Annotated in this window: 14 protein-coding genes; 4 read left to right on the forward strand and 10 right to left on the reverse strand. The window is 75.7% G+C overall.

Annotated features, from left to right (window positions below):
- Window positions 1-127: 127 nt before the first annotated feature.
- The 5 genes from DER29_RS22905 to DER29_RS22925 form a co-directional block, all read right to left on the reverse strand.
- The gene (locus DER29_RS22905; protein WP_007464836.1) at window positions 128-331 is read right to left on the reverse strand and encodes a cold-shock protein; all 204 of its coding nucleotides are present in this window, start codon (window positions 329-331) and stop codon (window positions 128-130) included.
- A 205-nt stretch (window positions 332-536) separates the two neighbouring features.
- On the reverse strand, window positions 537-4,016 hold the full coding sequence (locus DER29_RS22910) for an ATP-dependent DNA helicase (RefSeq protein ID WP_121399728.1): 3,480 nt from the start codon (window positions 4,014-4,016) through the stop codon (window positions 537-539).
- Between the two features lie 105 nt (window positions 4,017-4,121).
- Entirely contained in the window at window positions 4,122-7,775 is a 3,654-nt protein-coding gene (locus DER29_RS22915; RefSeq protein WP_199729508.1) for an ATP-dependent DNA helicase, read from the reverse strand.
- 168 nt (window positions 7,776-7,943) lie between these two features.
- Complete coding sequence (locus DER29_RS22920) at window positions 7,944-8,489, reverse strand: TIGR00730 family Rossman fold protein (RefSeq protein WP_121399730.1); 546 nt, start codon at window positions 8,487-8,489, stop codon at window positions 7,944-7,946.
- 1 nt (window position 8,490) lies between these two features.
- On the reverse strand, window positions 8,491-9,351 hold the full coding sequence (locus DER29_RS22925) for a TIGR00730 family Rossman fold protein (protein ID WP_121399731.1): 861 nt from the start codon (window positions 9,349-9,351) through the stop codon (window positions 8,491-8,493).
- Window positions 9,352-9,609: 258 nt separating this feature from the next.
- Between DER29_RS22925 and DER29_RS34705 the strand changes: the two genes are divergently transcribed.
- Window positions 9,610-9,771 carry a hypothetical protein gene (locus tag DER29_RS34705; protein WP_199729509.1) on the forward strand — a complete coding sequence of 54 codons (162 nt, stop codon included), beginning with the start codon at window positions 9,610-9,612 and terminating at the stop codon, window positions 9,769-9,771.
- An 87-nt stretch (window positions 9,772-9,858) separates the two neighbouring features.
- Here DER29_RS34705 and dapE read toward each other — a convergent pair whose 3' ends face one another.
- Complete coding sequence (gene dapE / locus DER29_RS22930; RefSeq protein ID WP_121399732.1) at window positions 9,859-10,932, reverse strand: succinyl-diaminopimelate desuccinylase; 1,074 nt, start codon at window positions 10,930-10,932, stop codon at window positions 9,859-9,861.
- A gap of 118 nt (window positions 10,933-11,050) precedes the next feature.
- Here dapE and dapD point away from each other — a divergent pair, with 118 nt between their 5' ends.
- Complete coding sequence (gene dapD, locus DER29_RS22935; RefSeq protein ID WP_121399733.1) at window positions 11,051-12,007, forward strand: 2,3,4,5-tetrahydropyridine-2,6-dicarboxylate N-succinyltransferase; 957 nt, start codon at window positions 11,051-11,053, stop codon at window positions 12,005-12,007.
- 50 nt (window positions 12,008-12,057) lie between these two features.
- Here dapD and DER29_RS22940 read toward each other — a convergent pair whose 3' ends face one another.
- Entirely contained in the window at window positions 12,058-15,426 is a 3,369-nt protein-coding gene (locus tag DER29_RS22940) for a S8 family serine peptidase (RefSeq protein ID WP_233600109.1), read from the reverse strand.
- A gap of 98 nt (window positions 15,427-15,524) precedes the next feature.
- Here DER29_RS22940 and DER29_RS22945 point away from each other — a divergent pair, with 98 nt between their 5' ends.
- Together DER29_RS22945 and DER29_RS22950 are read left to right on the forward strand one after the other, a co-directional pair.
- Complete coding sequence (locus tag DER29_RS22945) at window positions 15,525-16,082, forward strand: sugar O-acetyltransferase (RefSeq protein WP_121399735.1); 558 nt, start codon at window positions 15,525-15,527, stop codon at window positions 16,080-16,082.
- Between the two features lie 103 nt (window positions 16,083-16,185).
- Window positions 16,186-18,834: a hypothetical protein gene (locus DER29_RS22950; RefSeq protein ID WP_121399736.1), complete on the forward strand. Its 2,649-nt coding sequence runs from the start codon at window positions 16,186-16,188 to the stop codon at window positions 18,832-18,834.
- Between the two features lie 39 nt (window positions 18,835-18,873).
- Here the strand turns inward: DER29_RS22950 and DER29_RS22955 are convergent, their stop codons facing one another.
- The 3 genes from DER29_RS22955 to DER29_RS22965 form a co-directional block, all read right to left on the reverse strand.
- Window positions 18,874-19,524: a nucleoside/nucleotide kinase family protein gene (locus DER29_RS22955; RefSeq protein WP_121399737.1), complete on the reverse strand. Its 651-nt coding sequence runs from the start codon at window positions 19,522-19,524 to the stop codon at window positions 18,874-18,876.
- Window positions 19,524-20,171 carry an SIMPL domain-containing protein gene (locus DER29_RS22960; RefSeq protein ID WP_121399738.1) on the reverse strand — a complete coding sequence of 216 codons (648 nt, stop codon included), beginning with the start codon at window positions 20,169-20,171 and terminating at the stop codon, window positions 19,524-19,526. Before DER29_RS22960 ends, DER29_RS22955 begins: the two co-directional genes overlap by 1 nt.
- Before the next feature lie 90 nt (window positions 20,172-20,261).
- Complete coding sequence (locus DER29_RS22965) at window positions 20,262-21,287, reverse strand: prephenate dehydrogenase/arogenate dehydrogenase family protein (RefSeq protein ID WP_121399739.1); 1,026 nt, start codon at window positions 21,285-21,287, stop codon at window positions 20,262-20,264.
- Window positions 21,288-21,293: the final 6 nt, after the last annotated feature.

Genomic DNA, 21,293 nt, shown 5'->3' on the forward strand with positions numbered 1-21,293 from the left:
AACCGAAAGGGGTACGGAGCCCGGCCCGCCGCCGTTCGCCGCCTGCTCACGCAGGTCGACGGTGCGGCGGGCCGGTCCCGTCACCGCGCCCGGAGGGCGCGGTGGGTGTTACTGGAAGATCCGAAGATCAGAGCGGGCGGATGTTCTCCGCCTGCGGGCCCTTCTGGCCCTGGGTCACCTCGAACTCGACCCGCTGGTTCTCGTCCAGGCTCCGGTAGCCGGAGGACTGGATCGCCGAGAAGTGGGCGAAGACGTCGGCGCCGCCGCCGTCCGGGGTGATGAAGCCGAAGCCCTTGTCAGCGTTGAACCACTTGACGGTGCCAATAGCCATTTTTGTTTCGTCTCCTTGACGGAACGTCGAACCCGCACTTGTTGCGGGCTCGAAGAGGAGCGCGCCACGCGGAACTGCCTGGCTCGCTTGTCGCTTCTGGTCGCCCCGCCCGGAGAACTCCGGACACAACAAAGAGCGCCTGGGCCACAATCCTCCAGGCGCACACAGAGTCTCTGGGAACCATAACTGCAACGCGACCAACCTATCACGGATTCGGCCCGGCACCACCGTCTGCCGGAATTTCCGGTACGGAAACGATCAGCGCGGTCAGCCCGTCCGCGTCGAGCAGGTCCGCCGGGCGGACCGTGACCCCGTCCCGCACGTAGTGGAACGCCGCGCCGACCCGCTCCACCGGCACGCCGGCCAGCTCCGCCCAGGCCAGCCGGTAGACCGCGAGCTGCACGGCGGCCACCTCGGCGGCGGCGCCCGCGGGCTGCCGCCCGGTCTTCCAGTCGACCACGTCGAACCGCCCGCCCGGCCGGGCGAAGACGGCGTCCATCCGCCCCCGGACCACCACTCCGGCGATCACTGTGGCGAACGGCACCTCCACCTCGACCGGCACCCGCTCGGCCCACTCGCTGGCCAGGAAGCGCTCCTGGAGCTCGGCCAACGCCTCGTCCGGCGCCGCGTCCGCGTCGGCCGCACCCGGCAGCTCGTCCAGGTCGAGCAGCCGGTCGGCGCCGAACCGCTGCTCCAGCCAGGTGTGGAAGGCGGTGCCCCGGCGGGCGTACGGATTGGGTTCGGTGGGCACCGGGCGGCGCAGCGCGCGGGCCAGCGCCGCCGGATCCCGGCGCAGCGCCACCAACTGGGTCACCGACAGTTGGCCGGGCAGCGCCACCTCCACCGCGCCGGACTGCCTTGTCAGCTCGGCCCGCTCGGCGAGCAGCAGGTCGGCCTCCCGCCGCCACCGCGCCACGTCCGCGTCGTCGGCCGGCCCGTCCGGACCCTCGCCGTCGGTGTCGTCGGTGTCGCCCGGCGGCCGGCCGCCCGCAGCGCCCGGCGGTCGGCCGCCCGCAGCGCCGTCGGCCGGTGGGCGCCCGGCGCGGCCGGCCGTGTCGCCGTCGGCGAGGAAGCGGCGGACCAGGGCTGCCGCCTCGGCCAGCGCCGGCCGGCGGGCGCCCAGCGGGTCGGCCGGCCACTCGGCGCGCAGCACCACCTCGGTGGTCGGGTTGACCGCGTCGCCCGGCGGCTCCGGCGCCCACTCGTCGACCAGGTGCCCGGCGCGGGCGTCCAGGCAGGCGTCGTGCACCTCCCGCAGCAGCACCGACGGGCCGCGCGGCCGTTTGGTGCCCTCCCCCCACCAGTAGCCGGAGCAGAGCAGCAGCCGCCGGGGCCGGGTCACCGCCACGTACGCCAGCCGGCGCTCCTCCCGTTCGTCGTGCGCCCGCCAGGCGTCGGTGAAGTCCTCCAGCGCCCGGGCCACCCCCCGCTGGTCCTCGGCCTCGGGCAGGCCCAGCTCGGGCAGCCCGTCGGCGTCGCCGCGCAGCGGGAACGGCAGCACGCCCAGCCCGCCGAGCCAGTGGTCGGAGTTGCGCACCGGCCCCGGCCAGACGCCCCGGCTCAGCCCGGCCACCGCGACCACGTCCCACTCCAGGCCCTTCGCGGCGTGCGCGGTGAGGATCTGCACCGCGCCCTCGACCACCTCCACCTCGCCCGGCGTGAGGCCGCGCTCCTCGTCCTCGGCGGCGGTCAGGTAGGCCAGGAACCCCGACAGGGTGGCGCCCGGCGTCTCCCCGCTGAAGCGGGCGGCGACGTCGCCGAGCGCGTCCAGGTGGCCCCGCGCCAGACCGGCGTCCCCGGCCCCGTCCCGGCCGGCCCGCACCGCCACCTCCACGTCCAGGCCGATCGTCCGCTCGATGTCGGCGATCAGCTCCGGCAGCGACTGGTCCAGCCGGTAGCGCAGCAGGCCCAACTCCCGGGCGTACGCCCGCAGCCGCGCGTAGCCCTCCGCCGAGTACGCCTGGGCCGGGCCCAGGTCGGCCAGCGCCTCGACCAGGGTCGCCTCGTCCAGCAGGTCCGGGCTGATCTCCGGGGTGCCGTCGTCGGCGAGCCTGCGCCGGGCCGCCGCGATGGACTTCGCCCGGCGGTGCAGGGCCACCAGGTCACGGGGCCCGATCCGCCAGCGGGCGCCGGTCAGCAGCCGCAGCAGCGCGGCCCCGTCCGTCGGGTCGGCCAGCACCCGCAGCGTGCACACCACGTCGCGCACCTCGGGGGTGTCCAGCAGGCCGCCCAGGCCCACCACCTCGACCGGCAGGCCGCGCTCGCGCAGCGCCGACTCGATCGCCGGAATCTGGCTGCGCAGCCGCACGAGCACGGCGGTCGTGGGCCGCAACGGCACCGGGATGTGCTCGGGCAGCACGCCGGGCATCCCCGCCGCGCCGCGCCAGGCGTGCAGCACGCTGTCGGCGATCCAGTCGGCCTCGTCGGCGTACGTCCGCAGCAGGGCGCAGTGGACGGTGCCGCCGGCGGCACCGCGGGCGCTGCGGTGCGGGACCGGCTCCTTGACGCTCATCGCCGCCCGCAGCTCCGGCACCCGGGCGCCGGCGGCCCGCAGCGGGGTGGCCAGGGCGTTGGCGACGCCGAGGATCTCGGGCCGGTTGCGCCAGCTCGTGGTGAGGCCGAGCACCTCGGCCGGCGCGCCGCCGACGCGGGCGAACTCCGTGGGGAAGCGGTCCAGGGTGCCGGCGCTCGCCCCGCGCCAGCCGTAGATCGACTGGCACGGGTCGCCGACGGCCGTCACCGGGTGCCCGCCGCCGAAGAGCGCGTTGAGCAGCACCACCTGGGCGTGGCTGGTGTCCTGGTACTCGTCCAGCAGCACCACCCGGTAGCGGTCCCGCTCGATCTCGCCGACCCCCGGGTGGTCCCGGGCCACCCGGGCCGCCCGGGCGAGCTGGTCGGCGAAGTCCATCGCCTCGAAGTCCTCCTTGCGCCGGGCGTACGCGCGCACCAGCGGAAGCAGCTTCAGCCGGGTCTGCTGGAGTTGCAGCGCCTTTCGCACGTCGGCGTAGACCCGGCCGGGGCGCGCCTGCACCTCGGCGAAGAAGCGGCCCGTCCACGCGGCCAGCGCGTCCGGGTCGACCAGGTGCTCGTCCAGCTCCCCGGCGAGCGCCAGCACCGCGTCGGTGACCGTGCTCGGCATCCGGTCCACCTCGGACATGTCGCCGTCGTAGTTGCGCACCAGCAGGTCGACCAGCTGCCAGCGGGACGCCTCGGTGAGCAGGCGGGTGGACGGCTCGTAGCCGGCCCGCAGCCCGTGCTCGGTCACGATCCGGCCGGCGTACGAGTGGTAGGTGGAGACGGTCGGCTCCCCGGCCAGCGGATCGTCGAGCGGGTCGCGCCCCCGCCGCCCGAGCCGCCGCACCAGCTGGTCGAGCCGGGTACGCACCCGGTGCGCCAGCTCGCCGGCGGCCTTGCGGGTGAAGGTGAGCCCGAGCACCTGCTCCGGCCGGACGTACGAGTTGGCGACCAGCCAGACCACCCGGGCGGCCATCGTCTCGGTCTTGCCCGACCCGGCGCCCGCGACCACCAGCAGCGGCTCGACGGGGGCGGCGATGATCGCCGACTGTTCCCGGGTCGGCGCGGGCAGCCGCAGCAGCTTCGCCAGCTCCACCGGGGTGTACCGGGGGCCGGCGTCGGCGACCCGGGGCGCCGGGGTCGCGCTGCTGAACAGGGCGGGCTGCGTCACTGCGCTGCCTCAGTTCGCGACTGCGGGGCTCGCAAGCTCACTCCTCGCGCTCACGGGTGTCATCTCAGTTCGCGACTGCGGGGCTCGCAAGCTCACTCCTCGCGCTCACGGGTGCTCCGGGCGGCGGGCGGTCGGCGGCTCGACCACCTGGCGGCCCTGCCCCGACACCGGGCAGCTCGTACGCACCGGGCAGACCCGGCACTTGGAGTTGGCGACCGCGGCGAAGGTGGCGGCGGCCATCGTATCCGCGGTGCGCCGCACCAGCGCGGTCGCCCAGCCGGCCTCCGGGCCCTCCCCCGCCGGCGGTTGGCTCTGCTCCTTCGCGTCCTTCGCGCCGGTGCCGAGCTGCACCAGGGCCGCGCCGCCGGACTCCTCGCCGAAGTCGGCGAAGGCGCCCGCCTCCACCGCCGCCTGGTAGGCGCCGAGCTGCGGGTGCTCGGCGAGGTCGTTGGCCGTGACGGCGGTGGACTTGCCGGTCTTCAGGTCGATGACGACCAGCCGGCCGTCCTCGTCGACCTCCAGCCGGTCCACCCGGCCGACCAGTTCGACGGGCCGGTTCGGGTCGTCGAGGCGCACCGCGAACTCGTGCTCGATGGCGAGCAGCCGGCGCGGGTTCGCGGCCAGCCAGCGGAGCAGCTTGTCCACCATCGCCTCGGCGCGGTTGCGCTCCGGACCGACCATCCAGCGGGCGGCCAGCTCGATGACGTCGAACCGGGCGGCGACGTAGTCCAGCAGGGCGCCCCGGTCGGCGCTGGCGTCCTCGGCGAGCATCGCGGCGGCGTGCACCAGGTTGCCGACGCCCTGGGCGGCGCTGGCCGGCGGGCTGCCGCCGTGCCGCTCCAGCAGCCAGCGCAGGCTGCACCGCAGCGCGCTCTCCATCGCCGACGGAGTGACCCGGACCGGCTCCCCCTCGTCGACCAGCGGACGGTCGTCGGAGAGCTGCCGCAGCCCCCACCAGTCGTCCGGGTGCGCGCCGGCCACCCCGGCGGCGGCGAGCCGGGCCAGCTCGGCGGCCGCCGCCTGCCGCCGGGCGTAGGGCACGGCCGGGTCACTGACGGCGGTACGCAGCTCCGCCACCAGCGCCGGCAGGGTCAGCGCCCGGGGCGGCCGGCTCACCGGCAACGCACCCGGCCGGTCCGTCTCCTCGTCGGCTCCGGCGGGACCGTCGTCCCCCGGCCGCTGCGGCGCGTCCCGATCCGGCCTCGCCGCATCCGGACCGGCCGGAGCCGCTCCACCCGTGACCGGCCCGCCGGCATCCGACCCGCCGTCGGGGGACGCAGGGCCGCCGCCCGGGGGCGGAGGGCCTCCGTCGGGGGACGCAGGGCCGTCGCCCGGGGCGGGCGGGTCGGTCGGGCCCAGCTCGTAGAGGAAGCGGCTCGGCTGCTCCTCGTGGTCGTCGCCACCCACCGCGGCGGAGGCGACCGCGCTGACCAGCAGCAGCCGCCGGGCCCGGGTGACCGCGACGTGGAACAGCCGGCGCTCCTCGTCGAGCAGCGCCGAGGTCTGCCCGACCAGGGCGGCCACGGCCCCGGCCCCGGCCGTCCTACCGGCCAGCACGTCGACCAGGCGCTCCGAGCCGAGCAGGCTGCCGCGCAGCCGCAGGTCGGGCCAGACGCCCTCCTGCACCCCGGCGACCGCCACGAGATCCCACTCCAGCCCCTTCGCCGCGTGGGCGGTGAGCAGCCGCACCGCCTCCCCCCGGTCGGCGGTCGGGGCGAGGGTGTCGGCCGGCAGGTCCTGGCCGAGGACGTGTTCGAGGAAGACCTCCGTACGCGCGCCGGGCAGCCGGTCGGTGAAGCGGGCCGCCGCGTCGAAGAGGACCATCACGGCGTCGAGGTCGCGGTCGGCCGCCTCGGCGCGGCGGCGCCGCGCGACATCGCCCTCGCCGGTCACCGTCTGGCCGCGGCCGGTCGCCGCGGACCACAGCTCGGCGAGCCCGCTGGCCCGCCAGACCGCCCAGAGCACATCCTCCGCCGTGGCGCCGGGTCGCGCGGCGGCCTCCCGGGCGACGGCCAGCAGACCGGCCACCGTCTGCGCCGGCTCCGCCCAGTGCCGCTCGATCCCGGCCAGCTCGGCCGGGTCGCGCAGCGCCTCCACGATCAGCTCGCCCGAGGGGCGGCGGTCGCCGCCGGCCAGCGCGAGGGCGCGCAGCCCCTGCCGCAGCCGCCGCTCGGCCAGCGGATCGGCGCCGCCGAGCGGCGAGTGCAGCAGCGCTACGGCGGACTCCTCATCGAGCCGCTCGGGCTCCAGGGCGCAGCGCAGCAGGAGCAGCAGCGGCGCGACCGCCGGTTGCAGGTGCAGTGGCAGGTCCTCGCCGTGCACGACGGTGGGCACCCCGGCGGCGTGCAGGGCGCGTTGCAGCGAGGGCAGTTGCCGCCCGGTGGAGCGCACCAGCACGGCCATCTCCGACCAGGGCACGCCGCCGAGCAGGTGCGCCTCGCGCAGCGCGTGCGCCAGCCAGGCCGCCTCGCTGGTGGCCGAGCGGAAGGTGCGTACCTCGACCGAGCCGGGCGGCGCGTCGGGCAGCGGGTGCAGCCGGCGGTGCGCCGCCGGGCCGCGCAGCCGGCGCGCCAGCCGGCCGGACGCGGCGAGCAGCCGGGGACCGGCCCGGTAGGAGGTGGTGAGCACCACCTGTGCCGCGGGTGCCCCCGAGACGGTGCGGAAGCGGTGCGGGAACGTGGTCACCCCCGCCGGGTCCGCGCCCCGGAACGCGTACGTGGAGGAATCCGGGTCGGCGAACGCGACCACGGGTTTGCCACCCCCGGCCACCGTCGCGAGCAGGTCCTGCTGGGCGGGGTCGGTGTCGGCCAGCTCGTCGACGTAGACGTACGCCAGCCGCCGGCGCTCGGCCGCGAGCAGCTCGGGGTCGTCGAGCAGCATCCCGGTGGCGGCCCGGACCAGCTCGGCCGGGTCGTACGCGACGGAGCCGCGGTTGCTGACGTCGCGCAGGGCGAGCACGGCCACGTACTCCCGCAGGAAGCGTGCGGCGGCGGGCCAGTCGGCGCGGCCGAGCTTCTCGCCGAGCCGGGCCAGCTCGACGGGGCCGACGCCCCGCTCGGCGGCGCGCATCAGCAGGTCGCGCAGCTGCGCCGCGAAGGCCCGGGTGCGCAGCGCGGGGCGCAGGTCCTCCGGCCAGCCGACCGGGTCGTCGTCGGGCGCCTCGCCGACCACGTCGAGCAGCTCACGGATGATCAGATCCTGCTCCGGCCCGGTGAGCAGCCGGGGGGACGGCTCGCCCCGCTCGGCCGCGGCCCGGCGCAGCAACCCGAAGGCGTACGCCGGGAGGGTGCGCACCAGCGGCTCGCGCAGCACGCGGTGCCCGTCCTCGGCGACGCGGGCCTCGATCCGCTGGCGCAGCGCGGTGGCGCCCCGGCGGCCGAAGGTGAGCACCAGGATCCGCTCCGGGTCGACGCCCTCGGCCACCCGCGCGGCGACGGCCTCGACCAGCGTGGCGGTCTTGCCTGTGCCGGGGCCGCCGAGCACCAGCATCGGCCCGTCGGTGTGCGCCACGATCTCGACCTGGCGCGGATCGGTCAGCCGCGCCACCCCACGGTGCGCGCCCCCCTCGGCCGTCCCCCCGGACCGCTGCTCACCCCCGACCGGCCCCCCGGACCGCCGATCACTCCCGGTCGGCCCCCCGGACCGCCGCTCACCCTCGACCGGCCCTCCGGACCGACCGTCCCCCCGGGCCGACCCGCCGGGCCGTTGGTCCCCCCGGACCGCCTCGGCAGGCCGGCGCACCAGCCGGTACGCCTGCATCCGTCCATCCCACCACGCCGGTACGACACCCCCACCCCGCCACCCCGCCGGCCCCCACCCGGGCCCCCGAAATCGGCGTCGACCATGAGGTTGGCGGGGACGAAAGGGGCGATCCGCGCGGCCAACCTCATGATCGCCGCAGAGAGAGGGGTGGGACGGGGGTGGGGGTCAGAGGAGGTGGAGTTCCAGGGTGTCCAGGGCGGCGGGGACCGTGTCGGTGACCTTGAGCAGGCCCAGGCCGGCGGGCTTGAGGAAGGTCTGGTCGGCCAGCGCGCCCAGCCAGTCGAGCACCGGGCGGTAGAAGCCGTCGGTGTCGACCAGCACCATCGGCTTGGCGTGCAGGGCCAGGGTGGCGGTCGTCCAGACCTCGAACAGCTCGTCGAGGGTGCCGAGCCCGCCCGGCAGGGTGAGGAACGCGTCCGACTTGTCGATCATGAGGGTCTTGCGGGCGGCCATCGAGTCGGTGACGAGCAACTCGTCCGACGCCAGGTCGGCGACCTCCAGGTCGACCAGCGACTGCGGGATCACCCCGACCGTCCGGCCGCCGGCGGCCCGCGCCCCGTCCGCCAGCGCGCCCATCATGCCGACGCACCCGCCGCCGCTGACGAGGGTGTGCCCGCGCCGGGCGATCTCCGCGCCCGTCTCGGCCGCGAGGTCCAGCCAGCGCTGGTCGAGCGTACGGGAGGAGGCGCAGAACACGCAGATCGCCGCCACGTCAACGCTTCCGGTTCTCGTCGCCCGCCTCGGCGGCGGCCTGCTGGTCGGCGGCGGTGACGGCGACGGCCTCCTCGCGGACCGCCTCCTGCTCGACGTTGAGGGCGGCCTCGGCCTCCACGATGTGCCGGACGGCCGCGTCGACGTCGTCGGTCACGCAGATCAGCTCCAGGTCGACCGGGCCGATCTTGCCGTCGGCGGCCATCGTGTCGCGCAGCCAGTCGAGCAGGCCGCTCCAGTAGTCGGCGCCCATCAGCACCACGGGGAACCGGGTGACCTTGCCGGTCTGCACCAGGGTCAGCGCCTCGAAGAGCTCGTCCATGGTGCCGAACCCGCCCGGCAGCACGACGAACGCCTGGGCGTACTTCACGAACATGGTCTTGCGGGCGAAGAAGTAGCGGAAGTCGATGGCCAGGTCGACCCAGTCGTTGAGCCCCTGCTCGAAGGGGAGCTCGATGCCGAGGCCGACCGACAGCCCACCGGCCTCGCTGGCGCCCCGGTTGGCCGCCTCCATCACGCCCGGCCCGCCGCCGGTGATCACCGCGTAGCCGGCCCGGGCCAGGGCCGCGCCCAGCGCCTCGGCCATCCGGCACTCCGGGCTCTCCGGGTGGCTGCGGGCGGAACCGAACACGCTGACCGCCGAGGGCAGGTCGGCGAGGGTGTCGAAGCCCTCGACGAACTCGGAGAGGATGCGCAGCGCCCGCCAGGCGTCCTTGGTCTTCCAGTCCTCACGCCCGCGCGAATCGAGCAGGCGCTGGTCGGCGGTGCTGCCCGTCATCGCCTGTCGACGCAGCGTCACGGCCCCCCGGTGCCGTTCCTGTCCCGGCTCGCGGCCGGCCTCCCGCCCGTTGCTCTGACCCATGGGAGCAACCGTAGTGGAGCCGCACGCGCCAGGTGCGCGCACCGTGAGCCGGGCCGTCCGTCGGTCGGCGGGCGAGCCCGTGGACGGCGTGAACCTCGGGCGACGGACGGCGCGACCTCGGGGGCGACGGGCGCAGACGGGCCGGGCCACGATCGAAAATATTATTCCGGATCTTGGGCAACTAATTCGGTCGCACGGACGTCTTACTATTCACATACCGGGTATGCCCCGGCGCGCGCCTTCGGGGGAGGAGTCAGCGTGATCAGCAACAGCGAGATGATCCGGATCCGGCGGCAGATGCAGCGCCGCATCCGCGACGTGGTGGCCGAGCGCCGCCGCGCCCGCCTGATGGAACCGTCCACCGACCAGGGCGGCCAGACCGACGCCCGGCCCACCGCCGACGCGTCGACCACCGTCTGACCCGCACCGACGACACCGTGCACGGAGGGTCCGCGTCGGCCGATGCGGACCCTCCGTCCATGCGGGGACGCCCTGCCCCGGGGACCGTCAGGCGGAGGCGAGCCAGCGGCGCAGGGTGACGGCGCCCTCCCGGATCTTGCTGATCTCCACGTGCTCGTCGGGGTGGTGGGCCAGGTTGGGGTCGCCGGGGCCGAAGTTCAGCGCCGGGACGCCCATCGCGGCGAACCGGGCCACGTCCGTCCAGCCCAGCTTGCCGATCGGCGCGGCACCGACCGCGGCGAGGAACTCCTGGGCGGGCGCCGCCTCCAGCCCGGGCGGGGCGCCTGCCGCCGAATCCGTGACCCGCACCTCGAAGCCGGCGAAGACCTCGCGCAGGTGGGCCTCGGCCTCGGTCGGGCTCCGGTCCGGCGCGAACCGGTAGTTGACCTCGACCTCGCACCGGTCGGGCACCACGTTGCCGGCCACGCCGCCGTGGATGCGGACCGCGTTCATCCCCTCCCGGTAGTCGCAGCCGTCGATGGTCACCCGCCGCGCCTCGTAGTTGGCCAGCCGGTCGAGCACCTCGCCGGCCGCGTGGATCGCGTTCACCCCGTGCCAGGAACGGGCCGAGTGGGCGCGTACGCCGGTGGTGGTGACGACCGCGCGCATGGTGCCCTGGCACCCCGCCTCGACGATGCCGTGCGTCGGCTCCAGCAGCAGCGCGAAGTCCGCCTCCAGCCACTCCGGGTACGCGTCGGCGACCAGGAAGAGACCGTTGTACTTCGACTCGATCTCCTCCGCCTCGTAGAAGAAGTACGTCACGTCGTAGCGCGGGTCGGGCAGGCTCACCGCCAGGTTCAGCGCGAACGCCACTCCGGACTTCATGTCCGAGGTGCCGCAGCCGTACATCAGGTCGCCGCGGGTGGTCGACGGGAAGTTGTTGTTCAGCGGCACCGTGTCCAGGTGACCGGCGAGCACCACCCGCTGGTCACGGCCCAGGTCCGTCCGCGCCATCACCGTGTTGCCGTGCCGGTACGTGGTCAGGTGCGGTACGCCCCTCAGCACCTCCTCCACGCAGTCGGCGATCGCCTTCTCGTTGAGCGACACGGACTCCATGTCGACCAGCGCGCGGGTCAGCGCCACCGGATCGGCCAGGACCTCGGGGGTCAGCGGGTTCTCCATGGTTCGCACGGTACCGTCAGATCCGGCGAGCGCGAGGAGCGAGCGTTCCGGGGCGGCCCGCGCGGGACGCGGGGCGCGGAGGGCTCGCCGGCCCGCAGCACGAACGAGAGGTGAATCAGTGACGTCCGAATCCGCCTGGGGCATCGGCCTGGCCACCGTTACCGCTGACGACCAGGTGCTCGACACCTGGTATCCGACGGGCAAGCTCGGCCTGGGCGAGCTGCCGCTGGTCGCCGGCGAGGACGAGGCGGACGTGCTGGACCTGCCGCCGGGGGCGGTCGGCGACCGGGCGCTGCCCGGGCTGCGTACCGTCCAGGTGGTCACCGTGATCGGCTCGCTGGACGACCCGATCAAGGATGCCGCCGACGCGTACCTGCGGCTGCACCTGCTCTCCCACCGCCTGGTGCGACCCAACGAGCTCAACCTCGACGGCATCTTCGGCAAGCTGGCGAACGTGGCCTGGACCTCCGCCGGGCCCTGCCCCCCGGAACGGGTCGACGAGCTGCGGGTCATCGAGCGGGCCGCCGGCCGCCACCTGGCCGTGTACGGGGTGGACAAGTTCCCCCGGATGACCGACTACGTGGTGCCGTCGGGCGTGCGGATCGCCGACGCCGACCGGGTGCGGCTCGGCGCGCACCTGGCGGCCGGCACCACGGTCATGCACGAGGGCTTCTGCAACTTCAACGCCGGCACGCTCGGCACCTCGATGGTCGAGGGGCGGATCGTGCAGGGCGTGGTGGTCGACGACGGCTCCGACATCGGCGGCGGCGCCTCGATCATGGGCACCCTCTCCGGCGGTGGCACCGACAAGGTCCGCATCGGCGAGCGCAGCCTGATCGGCGCGAACGCCGGCGTGGGCATCTCGCTCGGCGACGACTGCCAGGTGGAGGCCGGCTGCTACGTCACCGCCGCCTCCAAGATCACGCTGCCGGACGGCCGGGTGGTCAAGGCCCGCGAGCTGTCCGGCGTGGACGGCCTGCTGTTCTGGCGCAACTCCGTCACCGGCGCGCTGGAGGCGAAGCCGCGCAGCGGCCGGGGCATCGAGCTGAACGCCGCGCTGCACGCCAACGACTGACGGTCGCCCCGCCGGGCCCGCGATCGGCCGCGGACCCGGCGGGGTACGCCTCAGCGCAGGCGGTACGCCTGGATGACGCGCTGGGTGACCGTGTTGCCGGCGGTGTCCCGGGCGGTGGCCCGCAGCGAGACGTGTCCGGTGCCGGCGGGGTGCCGCACGGTGGCCGTCCAGCCGTCTCCGCCGCCACGGACCCGGGCCCGCTGCCAGGTCTTACCGCCGTCGTAGGAGACGTCGACGGTCAGCGCGGCGACCCGTGCCGAGGGCGCGCCCGGCTGCCGCTGCACCTGGACCGGGATCGCGAAGCTCCGGCCCGTCGGGGCGGCGTTGTCCCGGTCGAGCCGGGGCGCGAACCGGATCGCCGACGCCGGCAGCGCGACCGGGTCGTCCCCGGCGACGTGCCGGGACCGGAACGTCCACGTGGCCGCCACCTCGGTGGAGAGGTCGGTGAAGCGTCGCTTCGACGACACCTCCAGCCGGTAGTCGGCCGCGCCCGGCGGCACGTCGAACCCGCCGTACGCCGGCTCCTCGCTCTCCCCGACCAGCACCCCGTTGCGGTAGAGGGCGGTGCGGGCGGTGTCGGCGACCGAGCCGCCGGGGTGCCCCTCGGCGTCGCTGTGCAGCGGCAGGCTCACCTCGATGCGGTCGCCCCGGCGGGTGATCCCCGCCGCCGGGAACGACGGCCCGTACGGCGCGCTGTTCCAGCTCTCCCGGTAGTGCCGCCCGGCGCGCAGGCTGCGTGCCTCGGAGAAGAGGATCGCCTTGAGGTCTGCCCAGCCCTCGTCGGTCGGCACCCCGAAGTCCAGCTCGGAGTACCAGCGCACGCCCCGCGTGTTGTAGTGCTCGACCCGCTGCCCCGGCGTCGCGGTACGCAGGCCGACCGCCCAGCCGCCGACGTCGGGATCGCGCTGCGCGAAGACCAGGCGGTCGGTGACCAGCCCCGGGCTGCCGCCGTTGAACCGGTGGGTGACCGTGGCCAGGTCCTTCGTGCGGTAGTGCCGGACGAAGCCGGTCGGCATCCGGCCCGGCACGGCCTCGCTGAGGGCGTAGAGGTAGGGGCTGCTCGCCGCTTCCAGGTCGGCCCACTGGCTGCTGACCGTGGCGATGAACCGCTCACCGGACGCGGGTTGCCCGAGCCCGAGGGTGTGCAGGCCCTCGAAGTCGGAGCCCAGCATGCCGAAGGTGTAGCTGCCCGTCTCGGCGAGGAAGATCGCCTCGGTGACGACGAGCGCCGGGGTGGCCGAGCGCTGCGGGACGCTCATCCGGACCGGCTCGCCCCGGCGGGCGTCGAGGGTGATCCGCGTGTCCCCGGCGACCACCAGCTCCGGCTGGACGATCTGGGTGAGCGCGGTGACCTCCTCGCCGGCCACGTCGTACACGAAGCTGATCAGCCCGTACCGGCCCTTGGGGACCCGCAGCTCGGCGGTGCCGTCCGGGTCGTACAGGTCGTACGGGTCGAGCCCGTCCAGCGCGACCAGCGTGGTGCCGTGCTCGCCGGCGAGCGCGCCGGCGCGGTTCAGGTGCCGGGCGGTCACCGTGTAGCTCTCCACCTCCCGGTGCACCGCCAGCGGGGTGACGGCCACCACCGCGCCGCCGGAGCGGGCGACGATCCGGCCGGTGTAGTGGCCGTCGGGGCCGTCGACCCGGGTGTCGGCGGTGACGGTGGCACTCGCCGTGCCTCCGCCCGGCACGGCGATCCGGCTCGCGCCGAGGGTGAACATGCCGGCCGGGGCCGGCCTGCCGTCCGGGCCGGTCGCCTCCACGGCGAGGTCCAGGTCGGTCGGGGTCGCGCCGTCGTTGCGCCAGGTCACCGTGCGGGTGATCGGGGTGTCGTCGCCGTGCGGCCAGAGCGCCCGCCCGAGCGACACGCTCGGCGGGTCGCTGGTCACGGTCTGCCGGATCGCGTGGGCCACGTCGACCCGCCCGGCCCCCTGCTCGTACGCGGTCAGCTCGGCGTGCGGCTTCGCCGAGGACATCAGCAGGGCCTTGAGCCGGTCGGCCTTCCCGCCGTGCTTCTGGGCGAGCAGCGCCGCCGCGCCGGTGACGTGCGGGGCCGCCATCGAGGTGCCGGAGAGCGAGACGTACCCGTTGCCGGCCGGGTCGCCGATCACCGCGTCCCGGCTGCGCGCCGCCACGATCCCCACCCCCGGGGCGGTGATGTCGGGCTTGAGCGCGTCGTCACCGGTGCGGGGACCACGGCTGGAGAAGTCCGCGAGGCTGTCGTCCCGGTCGACGGCGCCCACCGAGAGGGCGGCGTCGGCGGTGCTGGGGGAACTGACCGGCGCGAACCGGCCGGAGTTGCCGGCGCTGATCACGAAGAGGGCGCCGGTCTGCGCGGTGAGCGTGTTGACGGCCTCCTCCAGCGGGTCGACCTCCGGGGTGTCGAAGCCGCCGAGGCTGAGGTTGATCACGTTGGCCCGCTGCTCGGCCGCCGCCCACTGCATGCCGGCGAGGATCGCCGACTCGGGGCAGCCGTTGGTCTCGCAGACCTTGCCGTCGAGAAGTGTCGCGTCCGGGGCCACGCCCCGCATCCGGCCGCCGGAGGCGGCGCCGCTGCCGGCGACGATCGAGGCGACGTGGGTGCCGTGCCCGACGACGTCGCCCGGCGCGGTCTCCTCGGTGAAGTTGCGCACCTGCGCCACCCGGCCGGCCAGGTCCGGATGCGTCGCGTCGATCCCCGTGTCCAGCACTGCGACCCGCACGCCCCGGCCGGTGTAGCCGGCCCGGTACGCCTCCGGCGCGCCGATCTGCGGCACGCTGCGGTCGAGCGTGAGCTGCCGCCGGCCGTCGAGCCAGATCCGGTCGGCACCCCCTGCCGCGCCGACCCTCGCGCCGGCGGCGGTGACCGCCGCCCAGACCTCGGCGGCCCGCCGCTTGCTCGCCGTGGCGGCTAGCCCGCCGACGGCGGGCAGCTCACGGGTGACCGTCACCCCGGCGGGCACGGCGGAGCGCCGGGCCGCGCCGGTGCCGCCGGTGATCAGCAGGGGCAGATCGTCGCGCCGGGCGTCGTCATAGCCGGCGGCGACCAGTTCGGTGACGTCGAACAGCCGCCGGTCGATCCGCCCGTCCCGGATGGGCGCCACGGCGTCCTCGGGTACGACGGAGACGTGACCCCGCTCCCGTCGGGTCAGGAAGCGGACGTCCTCGCGCCCGGGTGCGGGTCGCACGCTGGCCCGGGAGCCGCTGACGGTGACCCGGTCGCCGGTGAGCAGGGTGACGGTGACCGGGCGGCTGCCGGCGCCCCCCGACCGGGACGACGGGGTCGCGTCAGGACGGGTGGTCGGTTCGGCGGGCTGCTGGGCGACGGCCATGCCGGGGGTGCCGAGCACCATCCCGAGCACCAGACCGAGACCGACCAGTTTTCTTCTTCGCTGCAACGGATCCTCCTCGTAGGGCGTTACTACCTGTAGGGAGAGACGCATTGACAGTCATCAGACTTGCATACCGAGTATGCAAAGTGAAGTCACAAAGATGACGGAGCAGCCAACGAACAGGACCGATCCTCGGAGATGATCGACCGGTGACATCCATGAAGGAACGCATGCTGGCCGGCGAGCCCTACATCGCCGACGATCCGGAGATCGCCGCCGACCTGGACCGGGCTGCGCGGCTGATGGAACGCTTCAACACCGGCCCGGCCGCCGACCCCGGGGCCCGGCTCGCGGCCCTGCGCGACCTGCTCGGCGAGGTGGGCGAGGGAGCCTGGGTCCGACCGCCGCTCCACGTCGACTACGGCTGGCAGGTCCGGATCGGGCCGCGCAGCTTCGTCAACTTCAACGCGGTCTTCCTCGACGTCGCCCCCATCACCATCGGCGCCGACGTCCAGATCGGACCGAACGTGCAGCTGCTCACCGCCACCCACCCCGTCGAGCCCGGGCCCCGCCGCGACAAGTGGGAGGCGGCCAAGCCGATCACCATCGGCGACAACGTCTGGCTCGGCGGCGGGGCCATCGTGCTCGCCGGCGTCACCGTCGGGGAGAACACGGTCGTCGGCGCAGGCGCCGTGGTGACGAAGGACCTGCCGGCGAACGTCGTCGCCGTGGGTAACCCCGCCCGCGTCGTACGCCAGCTCGACTGAGCCACCATCACGCCCGCCACCTGCACAAACACCCTCCCGCCACTGGCGCGCCCGCCCCAGCGCGCGGCACTGTGGGTGGTGACGTCGTCACAGGGAGGCGGGGATGGTCGGTCGGGTGCTCGAACTGCGCGTGCACGGGGTCTCCAACACGCCCCCCGGTCAGGTCCTCGGCCTGCGCCCGGCACCGGGCGTCGACGCGCCGGCCCCGCCGTGGCTCGTCGCGGGCGGCCCGGTCACCGGCTTCTACCGCTCCCCGACCGCCGAGCCGGCCGACCCGGTCGTCGTCGAGGCGTACAGCTGGGGGCAGTTGACCTCCGGCGCGCGGACCGCGCGGGACGTCGAGCGCGCGCTGTGGACGCTGCTGCTTCCGTTCACGCTGGCCAACGTCGCGCTGCACGCCCGGCCGTCCGTCCCGGCCGATCCCGCGACCGAACGCTGGCACAGCACCTCGGGGATCACGGCGTGGCTGATCCGGCTGTTCTGCCTGAGCCTCACCGGCAGTTTCGCCCTCACCCTCACCGCCGTCGGGGTCGACCTCGTGGGCTGGCAGTGCGTCGACGACGACTGCCTGCGCCGGATCCCCGGCCCCTGGGAGTTCCTGGGACGGGGCTGGTGGAGCGAGGGCGCGCGGTCGTTGGCCGTCGGCCTGCTCGTGCCGCTCGGCGTGCTGGCCCTGCTCGGACTGGTGAGCTGGCGGACCTACCAGTACGAGGCGCAGATGCCCGCCGAACCGATCCCCCCGCCCGACGCCCCGCAGCCGGTCGGGGCCCCGGCGCACGCCCCGCAGCCGCTCGGGGCACCGGCGGAGGGGCGCGAACGACCCGGGGCGGAGCCGGCCGCGCCCGACCCGCCGCCCGGCAATCCGTTCCAGGACCGCACCTTCTGGGCCGGCGAGGGCCAGTTGCGCAGGGGCGCCGTGCTGCACCTGTGCACCGGGGTGGTCGTCGCCGCCGCCGTACCGCTGGGTGCGGTCCTCGCCCTGGACCCGCCCCGGGGCGGCCGGGCGGCCGTCGCCTGGCCCACCGTGGCGGCGCTCGCCGCCGTCGTGCTGGTCGCGGTCGTGGCGCTCGCGCGGCCCGGGCTGACCCGGCGCGCCGGAGCCACCCCGCTCGGCGGATGGAGCCTCACGGTCGCCGCGCTCACCGCCGTCGGGCTGGCCGGGACGGTGCTGGTCCTGCTGCTGCCCGACGGTCCTGCGGGCACGCCCCTGGCCAACCTGCGCCCGACGCCCGGGTGCGCCCGGCAGGCCGCGCCGACCTGTCCGGCGGACCGGTCGCTGCCCGGCCTCGACTGGATCGTCGCCTGGCTGGGCACGGGGCAGTTGCTGCTGCTCATCGCGATCGGGTCGGTCGCCCGGTCCGGGCGGCGGGCGCTGGCCGCGCCGGCGGCGGCCGCCCTGCTGCTCGTCCTCGGGTTCGCCTGGTTCACCGGCTGGCTGCCCGGGCCGCCGCCGCCCACGGCGCTGGAATTCTGGACGGTCGTCGTCCCGGCCGTCGCCCTGGCCGCCACCGGCCTGCTGCTGCGGCGCGTCCCGTCGCCGGCCGGGCGACCGCCACCGGAGCCCCGCAGCGACCTGGCCTGGGGCGGCCGGGCGCCGGCGGTCGTCGCCGGCTTCGGCTGGATGCTCTGCGTCTCCTACAGCGCCGGTCTGCTCTACTGGGTCACCGGCCGGCTCAACGGCGGCCCGGCACCGGGCGGGCGCTCCCCCGTCGTGCCCCCGGTCCCGGTGCTGTGGGCCGGGCTCGTCTTCGCCGTCGCCCTGCTCGCGCTCGCCGCCACGGTCGCCCGGGCCGGCCTGCTCCACCTCCGCCTGCGCCGGCACGAGTACGCGCGGGCGACGGCACGGACCGACGACCCGCTCTCCGCCCACGACCTGCGGCGCTGCCGTGACGTCAGCACGTGGCGGGCGCTGCACCGGCTGGTCGGCGAGCACGCCGTACGGCTGGTCGGCTGCTACGCCGCCGCGGCGGCCGTGCTGGCGGCCCTCGGCTGCGCCGCCCTGCTCTCCGGCAGCCCGCCGCACCCCACGGCCGCGACCGGCGGCGCCGCGGTGGTCGAGTGGGTCTCCGAGGTGGGCGGGCGGCTGCTCGGCTGGCTGCCGGTGCTGATCGCCACGGTGGGCCTGCTGGTCTACCGCAACGACCTCGTCCGCCGCACGGTCGGGGTGGTCTGGGACGTGGGCACCTTCTGGCCCCGCACCGCGCACCCGCTCGCCCCGCCCAGCTACGCCGAGCGGGCCGTACCCGAGTTGCAGACCCGCGCCGCCGGGCTGCTGGCGCTAGCCGAGGACGATCCCCGGAGCGTGGACGGGATCATCCTCTCGGGACACAGCCAGGGCACGGTGATCTGCGCGGCGGTGCTCCTCCAGCTGCCCGCCCGCTCGCGCCGGCGGATCTGGTTCTTCTCGTACGGCTGCCAGCTCACCCGGCTCTACGGGCGGGTCTTCCCCGGCTACTTCGGCCCGGAGCGGCTGCCGGTGCTGGCCGAGGCGCTGACCCCGCCCGGTGGCCGGATCCGCTGGACCAACTTCTGGCGGGACACCGACCCGCTCGGCTGGCCCGTCGCCGCCGGGGAACGGAACCTGGCCGTACGCGACCCGGAGGCGCTGCACCCCGACGACGGGGAGGTGGCCGACCCGCCGATCCGCAACCACAGCGGCTACCCGGAGGCGCCCGAGTTCCACCGGGAACGCTCTCGGGTGGCGTGGCTGCTGCGCCGCGGCGTGCCGGCGCCGAGGCGCGACCCCGGCTGACCCGCACGGCGGCCACCGGCACGCGGCGGGCTGCCGCACTCAGGGGGACGGCGGCGGCTCGGCGAGCCGGACGACCAGGTCGGCGCGGTGCGCGGTGCCGGCCACCAGGGCGGCGTTGGCCTCGTCGCTGCCCGTCGCCCACGCCCGGGCCTGTTCCGCCGACCGCCCGTACGCCTCGTGCCGGGCGGTCAGCCGGCGCAGCCGCAGCTCGGCGTCCAGGTCGAGGAACCACGCCTCGTGCAGCAGCGACCGCACCTCGTCCCAGGGCGTCGCGGTCAGCAGCAGGTAGTTGCCCTCGGTGACCACCAGCCGCACCGACGGCGGCACCTCGATCGAGCCGGCCACCGGTTCCTCCAGGTCCCGCCGGAAGGCCGGCGCGTAGACCGCCGTCGGCTCCAGCCGGCGCAGGCGGCGCAGCAGCGAGACGTAGCCGTTGGCGTCGAAGGTGTCCACGGCGCCCTTGCGCTCCGCCCGGCCCAACCGGTGCAGCTCTGCCTGGGCGAGGTGGAAGCCGTCCATCGGCACCAGCCGGGCGGTCGGGCCGACCGCCTCGACGATCCGTTCCGCCAGCGTCGACTTGCCCGCGCCGGGCGGCCCGGCGATGCCGAGCAGCTGCCGCGGGCCGGCCTCGGCGAGGGCCCGCGCCCGCGCCACCAGCTCGTCGGTGCCGACGACCCGGGCGCCGGCCATCAGCCGAGGACCGGCTCGCTGATCGCGAACCGCGCCTGCACCGCGGCGTGCACGGTCTGCGGCTGCGGGTCGAGTTCCAGCTCCGGCGGGCCGCTCTCGGCGCCGTCACCCATCGCGTACGCCATCCGGCTCATCATCGGCTGCTCCGCCGCGCCCGCGTCGGCCAGCTCGATCAGGGCGGTCACCCGGGCGCCGAGGGCCTCCGCGTACTCGCGGGCGCGCAGCAGGGCGTCGGCGAGCGCGGCGTGCCGGGCCTCCCGGTGGGCCGGGCTGTCCGGCCGCAGCGACCACCACGGCCCGGCCACCTCGATCTGGTCCTGGTCGGCGAGGCGCAGCATCAGCTCGCCGAGCGCGGTGAAGTCGCTGACCGTCACGGTGGTGGTCACGCTGCCGCTGTACGCCACCACCCGCTCACCGGAACGCCGGGTCTCCGGCCTGACCTGCAACTCGCCGGTCTCCCGCCGGTCGATGCCGGGGCCCTCGCCGTCGAGCAGCACCCGGACGGCGGCGGCCCGCTCGGCCAGCCGCGTCAGGGTGGCCTCCCGGTCCCGGTCGCGCGCCCTGGCCGTCACCGCGAACCGGGCGATCTCCGGAGCCACCTCCCGGTACGCCTCGCCGCGCACCGCCACCACCGGCCCGTCCACCATGCCCTCACCCTAACCGCGCGTCCGCCGGCCCGCCCGCCGTCCGACCGCACGCCGACGGGGCCCGACGCCCCGTCCCCGGGCCTGTCCGGCTCAGGCGGCGTGGACCGTCGCCGGGAGGTGGCCCGTGTAGCCGACCCGGTCGCCGTCGACCCGGCACTCCGTGAGGTAGCCGCCGGCGGCCCCCAGCTCCATCAGGAACTCCACCTCGGCGCGGTGGTCGCCGTCGGCGGGGAACTCCCGCCGCTGGGCGAGCAGGTCCCGGTCGAAGAGGACGGTACGCAGGTCCCGCGCCTGCTCGAAGTGACCGACCAGGGCGTCGATGTCCTCGGCGCGCAGCGCGGCGGCCAGCCCGTCGAGGAACGCGCTGACCTGACCGAGCTGTCGCACCACCTGCTCGCGGTTGTCGAAGAGCATGTCGGCGGTACGCCGGGCCGGGGTGCCGGCGACCCGGGTGCCGTCCCGGAAGCTGCCCGCGGCGAGGCCCAGCACGGCGTCCCGGAGGTCCGACTTCGCCACCGCGCCGGCGAGGCTGCCGGCGAGCAGGTGCGGGATGTGCGAGGAGAGCGCCACCACCGAGTCGTGCACCGCCGGCGACATCGGCACCACCCGGGCGGCGAAGACGTCCACGATGAGGCCGGACAGCATCCGGAACGGCCCGATGCCCTCGGCCGTCGGGCAGAGCACCCACGCGGCCCCCTCGAACAGCGCCGGCACGGCGGCGGCGAGCCCGGAGCGTTCGGTGCCTGCCATCGGATGGCCCGGTACGAACCGGTCGGTCAACCCGTTGGCGGCGGCGAAGGCGGCCACGGCGCCCTTCGTGCTGCCCACGTCGGTGAGGACGCAGCCGTCCCCGGCGTGCTCGGCGACGGTGAGCAGGGTCTCCGGCAGCCTCGGCAGGGGGCCGCAGAGGAACACGACGTCGCGGTCGCGGACGGCCCCGCCCAGGTCGTCGGGGAAGGTCACCCCGCGTTCGCGCCCGTCCGCCCGGGTGGCCCGATCCGGGTCCCAGCCGGCGACGTCCAGCCCCGCCTCGTGCAGCCGGAGCAGGACCGAGCCGCCGATGAGGCCGGTGCCCACCACGGCGACCCGGGGCCGCCCACGCGAACTGTCCACCATCACGAG

Origin of the sequence: Micromonospora sp. M71_S20 (genome assembly GCF_003664255.1) — a bacterium.
Lineage (GTDB): Bacteria > Actinomycetota > Actinomycetes > Mycobacteriales > Micromonosporaceae > Micromonospora.